This window comes from Lacipirellula parvula (assembly GCF_009177095.1).
GTDB lineage: Bacteria > Planctomycetota > Planctomycetia > Pirellulales > Lacipirellulaceae > Lacipirellula > Lacipirellula parvula.
The window spans coordinates 3087513-3104796 of the sequence record NZ_AP021861.1; the positions used below are offsets into that span (position 1 = coordinate 3087513).

Annotated in this window: 15 protein-coding genes; 11 read left to right on the forward strand and 4 right to left on the reverse strand. The window is 63.3% G+C overall.

What is annotated here, in order from left to right:
• Positions 1–18: 18 nt before the first annotated feature.
• Positions 19–1434 carry a Si-specific NAD(P)(+) transhydrogenase gene (gene sthA / locus PLANPX_RS12175; protein ID WP_152098998.1) on the reverse strand — a complete coding sequence of 472 codons (1416 nt, stop codon included), beginning with the start codon at positions 1432–1434 and terminating at the stop codon, positions 19–21.
• Positions 1435–1889: 455 nt separating this feature from the next.
• On the opposite strand from sthA, the gene PLANPX_RS12180 reads away from it, so the two are divergent.
• The 3 genes from PLANPX_RS12180 (at position 1890) to PLANPX_RS27680 (ending at position 6744) form a co-directional block, all read left to right on the forward strand.
• A complete protein-coding gene (locus PLANPX_RS12180; protein ID WP_152098999.1) occupies positions 1890–3209 on the forward strand; it encodes a replication-associated recombination protein A in 1320 nt (439 codons plus the stop codon).
• 368 nt (positions 3210–3577) lie between these two features.
• Complete coding sequence (locus tag PLANPX_RS12185) at positions 3578–4657, forward strand: YybH family protein (RefSeq protein ID WP_152099000.1); 1080 nt, start codon at positions 3578–3580, stop codon at positions 4655–4657.
• Positions 4654–6744 carry a mu-protocadherin- cell-suface protein gene (locus PLANPX_RS27680; RefSeq protein ID WP_194175124.1) on the forward strand — a complete coding sequence of 697 codons (2091 nt, stop codon included), beginning with the start codon at positions 4654–4656 and terminating at the stop codon, positions 6742–6744. The genes PLANPX_RS12185 and PLANPX_RS27680 overlap by 4 nt, the downstream gene beginning before the upstream one ends.
• A 286-nt stretch (positions 6745–7030) precedes the next feature.
• On the opposite strand, the gene mntR is transcribed toward PLANPX_RS27680, so the two are convergent.
• Positions 7031–7453 (reverse strand): manganese-binding transcriptional regulator MntR, encoded by a 423-nt coding sequence (gene mntR / locus PLANPX_RS12200; RefSeq protein WP_152099002.1) that lies wholly within the window; start codon positions 7451–7453, stop codon positions 7031–7033.
• A gap of 220 nt (positions 7454–7673) precedes the next feature.
• Between mntR and PLANPX_RS12205 the strand changes: the two genes are divergently transcribed.
• From PLANPX_RS12205 to PLANPX_RS12235, 7 genes are all read left to right on the forward strand, one after another.
• Positions 7674–8588: a transporter gene (locus PLANPX_RS12205; RefSeq protein WP_152099003.1), complete on the forward strand. Its 915-nt coding sequence runs from the start codon at positions 7674–7676 to the stop codon at positions 8586–8588.
• Between the two features lie 339 nt (positions 8589–8927).
• A complete protein-coding gene (locus PLANPX_RS12210; protein WP_152099004.1) occupies positions 8928–9938 on the forward strand; it encodes a DUF1559 domain-containing protein in 1011 nt (336 codons plus the stop codon).
• Positions 9925–10233 carry a hypothetical protein gene (locus PLANPX_RS12215; protein ID WP_152099005.1) on the forward strand — a complete coding sequence of 103 codons (309 nt, stop codon included), beginning with the start codon at positions 9925–9927 and terminating at the stop codon, positions 10231–10233. Before PLANPX_RS12210 ends, PLANPX_RS12215 begins: the two co-directional genes overlap by 14 nt.
• A 136-nt stretch (positions 10234–10369) precedes the next feature.
• A complete protein-coding gene (locus PLANPX_RS12220) occupies positions 10370–11371 on the forward strand; it encodes a metal ABC transporter solute-binding protein, Zn/Mn family (RefSeq protein WP_152099006.1) in 1002 nt (333 codons plus the stop codon).
• Between the two features lie 132 nt (positions 11372–11503).
• Positions 11504–12271, forward strand: coding sequence for a metal ABC transporter ATP-binding protein (locus PLANPX_RS12225; RefSeq protein WP_152099007.1), 768 nt, complete (start codon positions 11504–11506; stop codon positions 12269–12271).
• Entirely contained in the window at positions 12268–13563 is a 1296-nt protein-coding gene (locus tag PLANPX_RS12230; protein WP_152099008.1) for an iron chelate uptake ABC transporter family permease subunit, read from the forward strand. The genes PLANPX_RS12225 and PLANPX_RS12230 overlap by 4 nt, the downstream gene beginning before the upstream one ends.
• Before the next feature lie 263 nt (positions 13564–13826).
• Positions 13827–15140 carry a metal ABC transporter permease gene (locus PLANPX_RS12235; RefSeq protein ID WP_172992013.1) on the forward strand — a complete coding sequence of 438 codons (1314 nt, stop codon included), beginning with the start codon at positions 13827–13829 and terminating at the stop codon, positions 15138–15140.
• A gap of 156 nt (positions 15141–15296) precedes the next feature.
• Here the strand turns inward: PLANPX_RS12235 and PLANPX_RS12240 are convergent, their stop codons facing one another.
• On the reverse strand, positions 15297–16154 hold the full coding sequence (locus tag PLANPX_RS12240) for a deoxyribonuclease IV (protein WP_261344421.1): 858 nt from the start codon (positions 16152–16154) through the stop codon (positions 15297–15299).
• Positions 16155–16201: 47 nt separating this feature from the next.
• Between PLANPX_RS12240 and PLANPX_RS12245 the strand changes: the two genes are divergently transcribed.
• Positions 16202–16573: a hypothetical protein gene (locus tag PLANPX_RS12245; RefSeq protein ID WP_152099010.1), complete on the forward strand. Its 372-nt coding sequence runs from the start codon at positions 16202–16204 to the stop codon at positions 16571–16573.
• Here PLANPX_RS12245 and PLANPX_RS12250 read toward each other — a convergent pair.
• A complete protein-coding gene (locus PLANPX_RS12250) occupies positions 16548–16949 on the reverse strand; it encodes a PEP-CTERM sorting domain-containing protein (protein WP_172992014.1) in 402 nt (133 codons plus the stop codon). The two genes, PLANPX_RS12245 and PLANPX_RS12250, sit on opposite strands and share 26 nt — an antisense overlap.
• Between the last annotated feature and the right edge of the window lie 335 nt (positions 16950–17284).

Sequence of the window (17284 nt, forward strand, 5' to 3'; positions counted from 1 at the left end):
TAGAAAGCCTAACCTAAGCTACCGCACGTGATTCAACTTATTCAGCCCGTTATACGCCGCCACCTTGTAGCACTCGGCCAGCGTGGGGAAGTTGAACACATTGTTAATAAAGAACTCGGCGTCGCCGTTGAGGGCCATCACCGCCTGGCCGATGTGAATCAGCTCGGTGGCGCCGGTGCCGATTGCGTGGACGCCCAAAATCTTGTGCGTCTCTTGGTGAATGAGCAGCTTGAGCATGCCCGAGTCGTCGCCCAGCAGCTTGCCGCGGGCGATTTCGCGGTAGTGAGCGACGCCTGATTCGTATGGAATTCCCTCGGCCGTGAGCTGCTCTTCAGTCTTGCCGACCATCGAGATCTCCGGCACGGCGTAAATGCCGTACGGGAACAACTGCGTGTTGTAGTTGCCGACGTCGCACACGCCGAACGCATGGCAAACCGCGCGGCGGCCTTGCTCCATCGCGGTCGACGCCAGCGACGGGAAGCCGATAACGTCGCCCGCCGCGTAGATGTAGTCGACGTTGGTTTGATACTGCTCGTTGACCATCAACCGTTCGCGGTCGTCGAACTCGATGCCGACCTTGTCGAGGCCGAGTGCCTTGCACACGCCCTGACGGCCGACGGCGTATAGCAGCGTCTCGGCGCGCAGCGTCTTGCCCGATTCGAGCTGCGCCTGGACGAGGTGATGGAACTTGCCGTTCTGGATTTCGATTTCTTCGATCTTGCTGACCTTCTCGCCCAGCCGCAGCGTGATGCCTTTCTGCCGCATGTGGTACTGGAAGGCGTCGCTGATTTCGCGATCGAGGAACCCGAGCAGCCGGTTGCTTCCTTCAACGAGCGTCACGCGCACGCCGAGCGTCGCCATGATGCAGGCATATTCGACGCCGATGACGCCGCCGCCGACGACGATCATCGTTTTCGGCAGGCGGTCGAGGCAAATGATTTCGTCGCTGGTGAAAATCGTCTGTTCGTTGAACGGCACCGAGCTCGGCCGGGCCGGCTTCGTGCCGACGGTGATCAGAAACTTGTCGGCTTCGAGGACTTCCGTCGAGTCGGCGTTTTGGACCCGCAGCAGATGCGGACCTTCAAATTCCGCGCGGCCCCACAGGAGCTCGACGCCGTTCCGCTCGAACTGCCGGCGAATGACTTCCCACTCGTGGCGGATGACCTGTTGCGAAATCGCCGTCAGGTCGGCGATCGTAATGTGCTTCTTCACCTGCTGCGTGGCGCCGAACAGCCCGCGCTGGTTGGCCCCCGTGAGGTAGAGCGCCGCTTCGCGCAGCGCCTTCGACGGGATCGTCCCGGTGTTGATCTGGGCGCCGCCGAGGACCGGGTTCTTCTCGATAATGGCGACGCGCTTGCCGAGCTTGGCCGCCTGGATGGCGCCCTTTTGGCCTGCGGGACCGGTGCCAATGATGATGCAATCGTAGTGCTTCATAAAACGCGCAATCGTCCCCCTCCCTTGAGGGGAGGGGCTAGGGGAGGGATTCGCATCCTTGAGCAGAGCCTTCTCAGCCCAAGACTGCAATTTACGCCGACGAAGCAAGCCTTCGTCGCCGCATCGAAAGAATCGGTCCTTCCTTTAACCAAGTTCAATCAGGAAAACTTTGCCGTTACTACCGGAAGCGTAAGGGGCGGGAGGGGCGCCGGCGGTAACGGTTATGCGGAGTCTGCCGCAAGGAGGGAATCAAAGTATACAATGGTTTACCTGTCTCGAACATCGCGCGCATGAAAGCCACCGGCTCCGCCGGTGGACGAGCAACCGCAAAACTCCGCCACTAGCACTAGCGCCCACCACCACTTCGTCCATCGGCAGAGCCGGCGGCTAAGAACGACAGTCGTCGCTCGCCCAAGAATTCCTGAACCCCGAACCCTGAACCCTAACTCCCCCTCATGTCCCTCTTCGAAGCCGCCGAAGCCGAAAACCGCCGTTCCGCCCAACCGCTCGCCGCGCGGATGCGTCCCCGCACGCTCACCGAGTTTGCTGGACAGCAACACTTTCTCGGCGAGGGAAAGTTGCTCCGCCGGCTGATCAAGGCCGATCGCCTCACCGCGCTCCTCTTCTACGGCCCGCCCGGCACCGGCAAGACGACGCTCGCTCATTTGCTGGCCCGCGAGACACGCGCGCGGTTCCGCCAACTAAACGCCGTCACCAGCGGCGTGAAGGAACTTCGCGCGATCCTCGACGAAGCCCGAGACGCCCTCTCCGCCGAGGCGACTCGCACGCTGCTGTTCATCGACGAGATCCACCGCTTCAACAAAGCACAGCAAGACGCGCTCCTGCCCGACGTCGAAGAGGGGGGCGTCATCCTCGTCGGCGCGACGACTTCAAACCCCTTCTTCGCGGTGAACGACGCGCTCGTAAGCCGTTCGCGAGTCTTCGAGTTCCAGCCGCTGAGCGAAGACGACGTCAAGCAAGTTCTCCGCCGCGCGATTGCCGACAAGGACCGCGGCCTTGGCCGGTTGCCGATCGAAGCCGACGAAGAAGCCCTCGATTTCTTGGCGAAAGTGAGCGACGGCGATGCCCGGCAGGCCCTTTCCGCCCTGGAAATCGGCGTCCTATCATCCGACGAACGGCCGATCCGCATCACCCGCGAGCTCGCCGCCGAAAGCGTCCAGCGGAAAGCGATCCAGTACGACGCCGACGGCGACTCGCACTACGACTCGATCAGCGCGCTCATCAAATCGATCCGCGGCAGCGACCCCGACGCCGGCATCTATTGGCTGGCGCGAATGCTCGAAGGCGGCGAGGATGTGCGGTTCCTCTGCCGCCGACTGGTGATCCTCGCCAGCGAAGACGTCGGCAACGCCGATCCGCAGGCGCTGCCGATGGCGGTGGCAACGATGCAAGCGTGCGAGTTCGTCGGCCTGCCCGAGTGCCAGCTCGCTCTGTCACAATGCGTGGCGTACCTCGCCTGCGCGCCGAAGTCGAACGCCGCCACCGTTGCGATCGGCGAAGCCCGCGGCGACGTCCGCGAAGGCCGACTCGTGCCGGTGCCGACGCATCTCAAGGATGGCCACTACGCCGGCGCCAAACGCCTCGGCCACGGCGAAGGCTATGAGTACGCCCACGATGCCGAGGGAGGCGTCGCCGCGCAAGACTACCTCGGCATCGAGCGAGAATACTACCGCCCCGTCGACCGCGGCTTTGAAGCGGAACTCGGAAAGCGACTGGAAGCGATCCGCATGAAGCTTCGGCAAGCCCGCGAGTAAACCGGCGCTTCAGAAGACTAACCGCCAAGGACGCCAAGAGCGCCAAGGAACAGCGGTTACAAATTCGTACTCTCTTACGTCGTGTTCGTTGTGCCGCCGTGGTTCAACGCCTCTGTATTTTCTTGGCGCACCTTGGCGTCCTTGGCGGTTAAATCCCCGGCAGTGCCAAACGGCGCTGGTAGTCCGGCAAGCCCGCGCAACCCGCCGGACTCAAATGTTAAAATCCGCAGATTGCATCACTTTTCCTTGACCAACCCCGCCATTGGGTGGCAAGCTTACTTGGGTCCGCGGCGGCCCCATTCCCCAGGCAACTTCTCCAGTTTTCCAAGTTCACACGCGCTCGGCCCTTAGCCGACGGGAGCTTTCCAATGTTACGATTCGCGGTCGCAGTTCTATGCGCAGCGTTTGTCGCCGAAGTGGCGCAGGCTCAACAACCGGCGACTCCTCCGCCAGTCACCCCGACAGCGACGCCGCCGACCGCTGCCGGCACGCCTCCCGCTGCAGCGCCCGCGGTCGCCGACGACACGACCGCCGTCCAGCAAGCAATGGCCGCCTACATCGAGGCCTTCAACCGCCACGACGCCGAGGCGCTTCTCGACCTTTGGACGCCCAACGGCACGTATGTGAATAAGGAAACCGGCGAACGCTCGAGCGGCCGCGAGGCCCTCGCAACAGATTTCGCCAAGGTCTTCGACGCCACGCCCGAGATCTTCCTCTCCGGCGGCGCCGACGAGATTCGCGTCATCGGCGGCGACACCGCGATCGTCGACGGCGTCACCAACGTCGTCACCCCCGGCGCCGAACCTTCGCTCTCCGCTTACACCGCCATCCTGGTCAAGCAAGATGGCAAGTGGCTCGTCGACACCGTTCACGAATCCGATCTGCCAGTGCCGGAATCGCCCCGCCAAGCGCTAAAGCCGCTCGAATGGATGGTCGGCGCCTGGCAAGACGAATCTGACTCGGCCACGGTGTCGTCGATCATGCGCTGGTCGCCGAGCGAGGCGTTCCTCATTCGTTCGTACGATGTCGTCCGCGAAGGCGAAGAGCCGTTCCAAGGAACTCAAATTATCGGTTGGGATCCGATTGCGAAGCAAATCCGCTCGTGGACGTTCAACTCCGACGGTTCGTTCGGCGAAGGGAGCTGGTCGCAAAACGGCGCCGAGTGGATCGTTCGCAAAACCGAAACGCAAGCCGACGGCCGCTTGGCCTCTGGCACGCAAGTGATCACGCAGATCGACCCCGTGACCGTCACCGTGCAAACGATCGCCAAAGAGATTGATGGCGCTCCAGAGCCGGCGAGCGAACCGGTCACGATGAAACGTATCGGCGACGTCCCCGCTGCGGCCGCGCTGCCGACGACTCCTCCCAAGCCGGAAGTGGTTCCGGCGACTCCCCCGGCAGTTCCCGGTGCTGCCCCGCGCGCCCCAGGCGCAGGAGCGACGCGATGAGGAAACACCTACACAAAACATCCGCCGTCGCCTGCGTCATCGCGATGCTGCTGGCGTCGGCAGTTGAAGCGCGCCCCGGCGGCGGATTTGGCGGCGGTGGCGGCCATGGCGGCGGCGGGGGAGCGATGCGCGCCGGTGGCGGCGGAGGAGGCTTCCACGGCGGCATGTCGGGCGGCATGGGCGGCGGTGCGCGCCCGACCAGCGTTCCGCACATGTCGAGCTCGCGCCCATCCGTGAATCGACCGATGCCGAGCCGGCCTTCAATGGGCGGCGGCTCTGGCGGAATGAATAGTCGGCCCTCGATGCCGACGCGCCCCACGATGCCGAACATGGATCGTCCCAGCGGCGGCATGCGACCGAGCATGCCCGGCTACGGCGGCGGTGGCAGCGGCAGTCGACCAGGTTTCAACCCTGGCGGCAGCGGGCAGCGCCCCGGCGGCGGTTCCGCCTCGCGCCCCGGCAACAGCTTGCCGAGTTTCGGCGGCGGCCAGTCCGGCGGGCGTCCCGGCGGCAGCGGTCGACCCAATTTTGAATTCCCCACCACGCGCCCTGGCGGCGGTGGAAGCGGTGGTAATCGTCCTGAATTCGGTACGCGACCCGGCGGCGGTGAACGCCCCGGCGCCGGTACGCGCCCCAACCCTGGCGGTGGCGGCGCGACGCGTCCGAACCCCGGCACACGTCCTGAATTCCCCGGCACCGGTGGCAGCAATCGACCCGGCACGGGTAACCGCCCCGAGTTCGGCGGAAGACCCGGCGGCGGCACATTCCCCGGCACGGGCGGTCGTCCCGGTGGCGGCGGCGCAGGCACGCGTCCCGGCGGCCCATCCGCTGGCGATCTCGGCGACTTCCTCGGCATCGGCCGGCCCGTTCGTCCCGATCCTGGCTTCAATCGCCCAGGCAGCGGCGGTACGCGCCCCGGTGAAGGCGGCGCGGGAACTCGTCCCGGCGGCGGCAATCGGCCTGGCGATGGTAACTTCCCCGGACGCCCCGGCGACGGAAATCGCCCCGGTGACGGCGATCGTCCTGGCGCCGGCGGTGGCGGACGTCCCGGCGACGGGAACCGGCCCGGCCGCCCTGGCGATGACAATCGTCCCGGCCGACCCGGCGACCGTCCCGGCAACGGCACGCGTCCCGGCAGCGATTGGTGGTCGCAAAACCACAACCGTCCCGGTTGGAATCACACGATCAACCATCGGCCCGGTTGGTCCAACAACATCAACAACGGCACGATCAACAACATCAACAACAATTGGAATACGATCATCAATCGCCCCGGCAGCGATTGGCGCCCGCGGCCCGATTGGATCAACGATCGCAACAACTGGGGCAACAGCGTTCGCAACAATTGGAACCACCAACACTGGCACAACAACTGGTTCCACGACGATTGGTGGAACGGCCGTTGGAACAACTGGAACTGTTGGCACTACGGCTACGGCGGCTGGGGCAGCCGCGGTTGGCAGTACTGGTGGACCATCCCCACCTGGGGAGCGCTCAACAATTGGTTCGTCTGGGGCACGCCCGGCACGTCCTACTGGCAGCAACCGGTCTACTACGACTACGGTCCTGGCGGCAATGTGACGTTCCAGGACAACTCGGTCTACATTGGCGGCCAGCAAGTCGCTTCCACCGATGAGTTTGCCCAAAGCGCCGCCGTCCTCGCGACGGTCGCGCCGCCGGCAACCGAAGCCGACGCCGAAGCGGCCGAGTGGATGCCCCTCGGCACGTTCGCCGTCTCAACGAACGAAAAGGAAACCGACCCGACCCGTATCATGCAACTGGCGGTCGACCGGCAGGGGGTCGTGAGCGGCACCTATCACAACACGGTGACCGATCAAACCCAAGCGGTGCAGGGCCAAGTCGACAAGCAAACGCAACGCGTCGCATTCCGCATCGGCGATAACGAAAACGTCGTCGCCGAAACGGGGCTCTACAACCTCACGCAACCCGAGGCGCAACTGCTCGTCCACTACGGAACCGAACGAACCGAAACGTTCCTGCTCGTGCGTCTCGACGCCCCGAAGGACGACGGCTCCGGCAGCTCCGGCAACTCCGGCAGTACACAACCAGCGGCAACGTTTCCGTAACCAGAACGCCGCAAATTTAAACCTCAAGCAGCGATCGGCCACGCGGTCCGGCTATTGGCTTGCGCCCATTGCTACGCTGATAGCGAGGTGTTTCTCGCAAAGCCGCGAAGGCGCAAAGGAAACGCAAAGAAGAAACTCACTCAGCCACGAAACATATGACGGGAACGAGTGACGAATTCACGAGAGTCGGCAGTCGAGCGACTCCCCGTATTCCTTTGCGACGCCTTTGCGTCTTAGCGCCTTTGCGTGAGACATAAACCGCACCGCAAGAACGGAGCAAGTAGCGCTACTTCCCCTGCAACTGCTCCGTCAGCCGCTTGAAGCAATCGAGCGTCTGCTTGCTCACGTGGTGCTCGATCCCTTCGGTGTCGATCGCCGCGACCTTCTCGCTCACGCCGATTGCTAGCAGAAACTGATAAACCACTTCATGCTGGCGCCGCGACTTGGCTGCTAGCTGCCGCCCCGCCTCAGTCAGTTCCAGCGGCCCGTACGGCTCGCTCGTCACGAGCCCCTCGCGCTTCAGGCGGGCGACTACCTTCGTCACCGTCACGTGGCTAACGTCGAATTGCCGGGCTAAATCAACCACGCGGCACTTGCCAGACGCCCCGTTCACCTCGTCGATCGCTTCAACGTAATCCTCTGCAGTCTCCTGCGCATGGTCGTTGCGCGTCCGGCGGTGGCGATCGGAAATAGCGGGCGGCTTGCTCATTGATAGCAGCGATGCGTCGTCGTCAGGGAGCTGGGTGTAGCCTTTGCTACAAATTTGCCAAGGTCGAGTGACGGCGCCCCCGGTCGGACGCCGATAATTACCATGCTAGCCGCTACGCGTTCGTCGCGGCCTGCCGTTCCAGCGTAACACAAACGCCTGAAACGTTGCAGTTGCTGCGGACGCCAACTCGAAGAAAAACCCCTTCCGTCGCGAAGCTCCTATGAAATCGTGTCGCCGGCAATGTGGGCAGTGTGCCGTCCGACGATTCGGCCAAAGCCTGGCCGTCGTCGCCGCGCTCAGCGGCCTTGATCTCGCCTGCCCCAACGCGGCGTTCGGCCAAGCGAACACAGTCTTCCGCTGGAGCAGGGGCGACGGCGGCGAAACGAAGAACGCCGCGGAAAAACTCGCCGAGCCGCTCGTCACCGACCGCCCCGACTTTACCGAAGCCTCGTCGACGGTCGGCCTCGGCGTCTTCCAAATCGAAGGAGGTTATACCTATTCGTACGACGCCAACGCGACGTCGAGCACGACGGGCCATTCGTATCCGGAGACGCTGTTCCGTTACGGCGTCTTCGCCGAGTGGCTCGAAGCCCGCGTCGCATGGAACTACGCCTCCGTCGGCGAAACTGAGTTCGGCGGCAATCGCACGTCGGATGCCGGCGCCGAGCCGCTCTACCTCGGCCTCAAAATCGCGCTCACAGGACAAGAAGGTTTTCTTCCTGAGATGGCGCTCATGCCGCAGATGACCGTCCCCACCGGTCCGAAGCAATTCGGCGGCGACGAAACGCTCCCCGGCCTCGGCTGGCTCTATGGTTGGGACCTCAACGATTGGCTATCGTTCGGCGGCGAGACCCAAGCGAACCGCGCTCTCGATGAAACGACCGCGAACCCTTATCTCGAATTCGCCCAATCGCTGACTGTCGGCTACCAGCTTCACGATCGCATCGGCGCCTACACCGAGTGGTTCGTCATCGCCCCCGACGGCGCTGACGTCGATCACACGCAAAACTACTTCAACACTGGCCTCACATTCCTATTGAACGACAACCTGCAGTTCGATATTCGCTACGGCGTCGGCCTGAACGAAGCCGCCGACGACTACTTCACCGGCAGCGGTTTGGCCTGGCGACTCTAGCCCCGGGCGCAGAGCCTCATTCAATTGCCGACTCCGTCTCTATGAATGCTCTGGCTCCCTCCCCCTTGAGGGGAGGGCTGGGGAGGGGGTGGAACGCTGGTACACGCTTCAAGCACCCCTCCCTAACCCTCCCCCTCAAGGGGAGGGGACCTCACGGTTTCATCTCCTCCGCGCTTCCGGCGGCGACCTGTTGAATAAGCTCGAGAGCCCGGGGCTAGAACTTCGCTCCTTCAATCGACCTGCTTGACGCCAAATGTAGCCCAGGCTAAACTTCCTGCACGAGTGTAGCCAGGGCTACAAAATCAAGCGGGCGGCCAGTCGAGCCAAGGAGCGAATTGCATGGCGTTCAAACGAAAACGGGCCTTCACGCTGGTCGAACTATTGGTCGTTATCGCCATCATCGGCGTGCTGATCGCGTTGCTGCTGCCGGCGGTGCAAGCCGCCCGCGAGGCCGCCCGCCGCACCGAATGCGTCAATCACCTCAAGCAACTCGGCCTCTCGCTCCTCAACTTTGAAGCCGCCCAGCAAACGTTCCCCGCCGGCTACCTCTCCGATCGCGCCGCCGATCCGAACCCCGATCCCTCGACCTGGGACGCCGCCCCCGGTTGGGGTTGGGGCGCGTTGTTGCTCCCGTACCTAGAACAAGCCTCGTTGCGCTCGCAGGCCCCGCTCGATCAGCCGCTCTGGCGACCCGAGTACCGCGACCTCGTCACGACAAAACTCCCCGGGTTCCTCTGTCCTTCGGCCACCGGCGGCAGCGATGCGTTCGTCGTCGTCGACGAATCGGGCAGCCCGCTCGTCAAGGATGGCCGCGAACTCGAACTCGCCCGCTCGCACTACGTCGCCAGCCACGGCCAAGAATCGTGTTGGGGCGGCATGTCGGGCCCCAGCGGCGGCTTCGACGGTGACACGTCGCGCATCGCCGACGGTCCCTTCTATCGTAACTCGAAGGTGCGGATCAAAGACGTCAGCGACGGGCTCACGAACACCGTCTTCCTCGGCGAGCATACGTCGCTGCTCAGCGATAAGACCTGGGTCGGCGCCGTGCCCGGGGCGTTCGTTCATCCAAAGCTCGACTCGCCCGACAACGCCCCCGAATCGGCCGCGACGCTCGTCTTCGCCCACAGCGGCCCCGCCGCCGGCGAACGCGACGCCCTCGGCAACCCGATTATCCACCCGCCGAATTTTCCCACGCTCCATGTCTGCCAAATGCAGTCGGAACACCCCGGCGGCGCCAACCTGATGATGGGCGACGCCTCAGTGCAGTTCATCGCCGACGGCGTCCACCTGGAAACCTACGCCGCGATGACCAGCATCGCCGAAGAGGAGGTCGTCGATGCACCGTTCTAGAATATGTCGTCTGTTCGTGCTTGGGTTGGCACTGCTTGCCGCCGGCTGCGGCAGCCACCCGCCGCTCGAACGTCCGAGCTATGATTTGGCGAAGGCGCTTTACGCTGTTTGCAATCGCCAATCGACCGATGGCCTACAGAAGTTCGAAACCGTCCTCACCGAATCAATCGCCGCCGGCAACGTCGGCCCCCACGAAGAATCAGCCCTCCGCGAAATCGCCGAAGTCGCCGCTGCCGGCGACTGGCAAGCCGCCCAAGAACAGGCCCGCGAGTTGATCGCCAGCCAAAACCCGTAAAAATCAACCAAACCAATTCCCCGCATTCTTCCTTTGCGCCTTCGCGCCTTTGCGTGAGATCTCTCTTCAGCAAGAAATTGTCTCACGCAAAGGCGCGAAGGCGCAAAGGAGAGAGAAGAGATCGCGACGGTATCGCATGACAATTAACTGTAGATGGTTCACTTGGTGCGCGCTCATTCTGGTCAGCGCGACTGGCTGTAGCGAGTCGTCCTCAACCCACGAGGGCGACGCGCATGACGCGCCTGCCGCCAAGGCTCACAAGTTTTCCGGCGAGCACCCGCTAAAAATTGTCGCCACCACCGGCCCCGTCACCGAAATGGTCCGCCGCGTCGGCGGCGATCACGTCACGGTCGAAGGCCTCATGGGCCCCGGCGTCGATCCTCATCTCTACAGCCCCGTCGCCGCCGACGTGCGCAAGCTCTCCGACGCCGACGCGATCGTCTACAACGGCCTCCATCTCGAAGGCCGCATGGCCGACCTGTTCCAGAAGATGTCGCGCAACAAGGCGACCTTCGCGGTGACCGCCGGCCTCGAAGCTCGCCACGACACTCGCCTGCGCGCGACCCCCGCGTTCGACGGCCTCTACGATCCCCATATCTGGCACGACCCCACGATCTGGGCCGACTGCGCCGCAGACGTCGCCCACGAACTCGGCGAGTTCGACCCCGCCCACGCCGCCGACTATCAAAAGAACGCCGCCGCCTACGCTGAAGAACTCAAAGCGGTTGACCAATTCTGCCGCGAGCAGATCGCCCGCATCCCCGCCGACCGCCGCGTGCTCGTCACCGCACACGACGCCTTTAGCTACTTCGGCAAGCGCTACGGCGTCGAAGTCTTCGGCCTCAAAGGGATCAGCACCGAAGAAGAGAAGGACCTCAAGCACCAGGAAGAGGTCCAGCGGATGCTCCTCGAGCGAAAGATCCCCGCGGTCTTCGTCGAGTCGGCCGTCGCTCCGCGGATGGTCGCCTCGCTCGTTGAACCATGCCGCGCCCAGGGCCTCGACCTACAAATCGGCGGCGAACTCTACGCCGACGCCCTCGGCGCCCCCGATAGCGACGCCGCCGACTATGGTGGTATGATTCGGCATAACGCCAAAACGATTGCCGACGCCCTCAGTCGCGAGAAGGCAGGTGAGTAGGTGGTTGGGTATTCAGGTGAGTAGGTGTTTAAGTGAGTAGGTGGAGAATGGATGCCAGACTTTGCCTACACACTTAAACACTCACTCATCCGCTCACTTACTCACCTAAACACCTACTCACTCCCCCCCGCCATGCCGCAAGTCGCCCTCGAAATTCACGACATGACCGTCGCCTACCACCGTCGACCGGTGCTGTGGGACGTCGACCTTCAAGTCCCCGAGGGCAAACTGGTCGGCGTCATCGGCCCCAACGGCGCCGGCAAGACGACGCTCATCAAAGCGGTGCTCGGCCTCGTCCCCCTCGCCAGCGGCAAGGTCGAAATCTACGGCCAGCCCTACGAAGACCAACGCAAGCTCGTCGGCTACGTGCCGCAGCGCGAATCGGTCGATTGGGATTTCCCCGTCACCGTCCGCGACGTCGTGCTGATGGGCACCTACGGCCGGCTTGGTTGGTTCCGTCGCCCGCGTCGCCCGGAACGCGAACTCGCGGAGCATTGCCTCGAACAAGTCGGCATGGCCTCGTTCGCCCGCCGGCAGATTCGCCAACTCTCCGGCGGGCAACAGCAGCGGGTCTTCCTCGCCCGCGCGCTTGCCGAGCAAGCCCAAGTCTATTTCCTCGACGAACCCTTCGCCGGCGTCGACGCCGCCACCGAGTCGGCGATCGTCGACTTGCTGCAGTCGATGCGCTCCGCCGGCAAAACGGTCTTCGTCGTCCATCACGATTTGCAAACCGTCCGCGAATACTTCGATTGGGTGATCTTGCTCAACATGCGGCTCGTCGCGTGCGGCGCCGTGAGCGACACGTTCACCCCCGAGAACATGCAAAAGACCTACGGCGGCCGACTGACGATCCTCGAGGAGGCGGCCGAAGCGATGCGCAACCGCGAGCCCGTGCGATGACCGGCCTATCGCTCAGCGACAAAGTGACGATCGGCTCCGCACTGCTCGGCGGCGCCGCGGGCGTGGCGGGCAGCTTTGCCGTCCTCCGCCGCCGCTCGCTCGTCGGCGACATGCTTGCTCACGCCTCGCTTCCCGGCGTTTGCATCGCCTACGCGATCACAGGCTCGCGCGAACTACTCGGCCTCTCGATCGGGGCGCTCGTCAGCGGCCTCATCGCGATCGGCCTGATGACGCTCGTCGTCCGGTGGACTCGCACGAAGGAAGACGCCGCCATCGGCATCATGCTCAGTGGCTTCTTCGGCCTCGGCATCGTGCTACTGTCGGTGATCACTCGCTCCGCTGCCGCCGGCGGTAGCGCGGGGCTCAGCTCCTACATCTTCGGCGAGCCGGGCAACATGCTCGACAGCGATCTGCTCACCCTCGCCGCGGTCGGCGCCGGCGTGCTGTTGCTGGTCGTCTGCTTCTACAAAGAATTCAAGCTCGTCTCGTTCGACCACGAGTTCGCCAAATCGCAAGGCTGGCCCACGCTCTGGCTCGATCTCGGCATGATGGCCGCCGTCGCGCTGGTGACGATCATCGGGCTGCCGATCGTCGGCGTCATTCTCATGGCGGCGATGATCATCCTCCCAGGCGCCACGGCCCGCATGTGGACCAACCGCTTCAACGTCCTGCTGATCCTCGCCGGCATCATCGGCGCCACGACCGGCGCCGTCGGCGTGCGACTCAGCTCGAGCCTTCCCACCGGCCCGACGGTCGTCCTCACCGGCGCCACGATTTTCGTCGCCTCCATCCTGTTCGCACCCGAACGTGGCGTCATCGCCCGCGTTTGGAGCGAAACCCGCCTCCGCATTCGCGTCGCCCGCGAGCACTTGCTCCGCTCGTTGTACGAACTCAACGAACCGACGCTCCCGCGACTAACGCCGACTTCGTTCCAAACGCTGCTCTCGCACCGCTACGCCACGCCCTGGATGCTCCGCTGGCTCGTCGACCGCAGCGAACACCGCGGCTTGGTCACCCTACGCGGCGATCAAATCACCCTCACGCCGCTCGGCTTCCGTCGCGCCGCCGAGGCGACCCGCACCCACCGCATGTGGGAAATTTACATGATGGAGTTCGCCGGCTCGGCCCCCGACCACGTCGACCGCTCCGCCGACGCCGTCGAGCATTTACTGCCTGAGTCGCTGCTCGTAGAACTCGAAGACCGCCTCGCCCGCGAAGGCCGCCTCCCGGCGATCGCCACCGAAGTCCCAGCGTCGCCGCACGAAGTCAACACGGAAGGGAACACTTCGTAATGCTTGAAGAATTGAACCACAACGACACGACGAGCACGACGGAAAGAGAGAATAAACAAAGCTGGGAACCGCCGGTGGACGCAGATGAACGCAGATAATTCTTCATTGGCGTTCATCTGCGTTTATCAGCGGTTCCACATTCTTCCTTTCCCGATATTTCGTCGTGTCCGTTGTGCCGTCGTGGTTAAATTCCCTCGTATTCCCTTGGCGCTCTTGGCGTCCTTGGCGGTTAATCTTCGAAACTAAGCAAGCGTTTCAACGCCATGGCCCACGCACTCATCATCGCGAGCACGTTCAGCGACCTCTGGAACCCCAACGGGCTCTGGATCGTCGCCACCGCCGCCGCCACCAACTGCGCCTGCGCGCTCGTCGGCTGCTACCTAGTCCTCCGCCGCATGAGCCTGATGGGCGACGCCCTCTCGCACGCCGTCCTCCCCGGCCTCGCGGTCGCCTTCATCCTCTCCGGCGCCTACGACATCGGCCCGCTGATGATCGGCGCCGTCGCCGCCGGCCTCCTCTCAACGTTCCTGATCCAAACGCTCCACCAGTACGCCCGCGTCCCCAGCGACGCGAGCATGGGCGTCGTCTTCACCGGCCTCTTCGCCCTCGGCGTCGTCCTCATCAAAAAGGGGATCCCGCCCGGCGTCCATTTTGACATCGCCTGCGTGTACCAAGGGACGCTCGAACTCACCCCCTTCGACACGGTGAGTCTCCTCGGCCACGAAGTACCGCGGGCCTTCGCCGTCACCGCCGGCGTCTTCCTGCTCAACGCCGCAATCATTGGCGCGCTCTGGAAAGAATTTAAATTGAGCGCGTTCGACCCCGCTCTTGCCACGACGATGGGCTTCTCGGCGTCGCTACTTCACTACCTGCTGATGGCGCTCGTCGCGATCACCGCCGTCGCGTCGTTCGAAGCGGTCGGCTCGATCCTCGTCGTTGCGATGCTCATCATCCCGCCGGCGACCGCCCACCTCCTCAGCGATCGCCTGGCGCCGATGGTGCTCATCTCGCTCCTTGTCGCGATCGCTGCCGCGATCCTGGGCTACATCCTCGGCACGCTCCTCAACACGAACCTCGCCGGCATGATCACCGTCGCCGCCGCCGGCCTGTTCGGCCTCGCCGTCCTCTTCGCACCGCAGCACGGCGTCGTCAGCGCGCTCGCCCGCAACCTCAGCGTGTCGCTCCGCGTGGTCCGCGAAGACTTGCTCGCGATGCTTTACCGCATCGAAGAACTCGGCAGCCCCCGCCGCCTCGCCGCCGCTGAAGCAAGCGCTGCCGTCGGCGGCGGTTGGCTCGCCCGCCTCGGCCTCGGCGGACTCGTTCGCGAAGGCAGCGTCACCCGCACCGGCAACCGCCTCGACCTCACCCCTGCCGGCAGAGAAGCCGCCCGCCAACTCGTCCGCTCCCACCGCCTGTGGGAAACCTACCTAGTGAAGCATTTGGGCCTACCGCTCGACCACGTCCACGAACCCGCCCACCGCGTCGAACACTTCATCGGCGACCAAATGCGCGAGCAACTCCAACAAGAACTCGACGCCGCCAACAAAGACCCCCACGGCCGCGAAATCCCCGAATGATCTCAATGTATTTTCTTTGCGCCTTCGCGCCTTTGCGTGAGACAATTTCTTATCGAAGAAGGAGCTCACGCAAAGGCGCGAAGGCGCAAAGAAATTGCTGGTATCAGTGAACTTTTCGCGTTTCTTGCGCCTCTTCGCGGCCAAAAAACCCCCGCACTACTCAACCAGCCCTCTAAGCGTCGCCAGATTAATTTCATCCAAATCCCGCCCCTTCTCCTCCCCCTTCGGCGTCTCAAGATACATCGGCATCTTCTTAAACCGCCGGTCGTTCATCAGATGCCGGAACGGCGCCAGCCCCATCTCGCCGCGGCCGATCGCCGCATGCCGATCGACGCCCGACCCAAACTTCGCCTTGCTGTCGTTCACATGAAACGCCCGCACCAGTTTGAGCCCCACCGTCTTGTCGAGGGAGCGCATCGTCGCCTTCCACTCGGCCTCCGTCTCCATCGCGTACCCGGCCGAGAAGATGTGGCACGTATCGACGCACACTCCCAGTCGATCAGGATCGGCAACGCCGTCGAGAATCGCGGAGAGATGCTCGAACTTGCACCCCAAGCACGACCCTTGCCCCGAAGTCGTCTCGAGCAGAATTTGCGCACTCGCCCCCGCCGTCTGCCCATGCACCTCGTCGAGCCCTGCCGCAATCCGCACGAGCCCCAATTCCTCGCTGCTCGTCGTATAAGCCCCCGGATGGGCGACGATGTAAGGAATGCCAAGCAGCTCGGCCCGCTCCACCTCGACGACCATCGCATCAATCGACTTCTTCCAGAGCGCGTCGTCGGGACTTGCGAGATTGATCAAATAAGAATTATGAGCAATCGGCGCCCCAATCCCCAAATTCGCGAGCGCCTCTCGAAACCGCCGCACATCGTCCGCAGTAATCGGCTTCCCCGCCCACTGGTTGTTGTTCTTGGTGAAGACCTGAACGCAGTCGCAACCGACTTCTTTTGCTCGCTCGATCGCCTTATAGGCGCCGCCCGCGGCAGACATGTGAGCACCGAGAATCGCCATCATTAACCCATGAGGTTTGGAAGTTATTTTGCAGCAAGAATCCAAAGGTGGTGGGAGCCACTCCGGCCGATTGGGTGCCGGCTAACGAAGAGGCGGCGGAACTAAACGCCACCGTGACGGCCGCGCAGGGCGGCGACGTCGGGCCCGCGACGTTAAGTGCGCCCAAACCCCAAAGGGTAAACGCCAGGGCGACGACGCGTGCCCTGGCGGCCGGACACACATTGGGACGACATGGCCATGCCGCAGGCGTTACCGACGCAATGATTGCCGAGGTAGACGCGGAGTTTGGGAAGGCTAACCCGGTGGAATCAGAGATTCATTTGCGCAACGCCTATCACGTGATCCGCGGCTACTTCGAGGCCCTCGGCATGCCTATCCCGGCTGCATCGGCGAATGTTAACGCCAGCGACGCCGCGAGCTAGCCAAGTAGGCAAGTGCGACGCCAGTGAGCACGATTGCGGATGGCTCCGGAACAGTGGCGCTGGCGGGCACCACGGGTTTGCTCGCATTCCTTTGCCAAATTAGGAAATCAGCTCCATCCACCACCAAATCATTGTTGGCGTCACCGTTGGTGCCCCACGAGCGACTGAACCCCTCTTTGCCAAAGTTCGTCTTCCAGGTTGATAGGTCGGTTCCGTCCGTTGACAGGCTGACATCAAAATCGCCCATCGAGAAACTGCTGTACGGAATAGGCTCGTAGTAGGGAGGAAGGTTGATCGTAATGGTGACGCTGGCCGCACCTACGCTGCAGAACGTCGTCATCGCCGCTACAGCTAGTAGTGAAGCCAGAAGTCGCATTTCAATCTCTCCAGTGACAGGCATCTAAAACAAGCAGGATCAGTGTATCTAATGCCCGCTCTGAACACAAGAAAACGCAGTTCCGAGCTAGCGCATGCAGCGAATTGACGTAGTACTTGCTCTCGTACCCCAACTCACGTCCGCCGACCGAGCCAAGGTCGCCGCCCTACTCGGCGTTTCCACCACTCCCGCCGCCCCGCAATCCTACTGCCAGCGGAACGGGCATCGTTACAAGCCAATGGGTAGAACCCGAGGGAACTGGTTCAAGCCTTCCGCGCTAATCCTAATCTGTGAGCGCTGCGGTCGTGAGAGGAACATAACCTAGACAACATCAC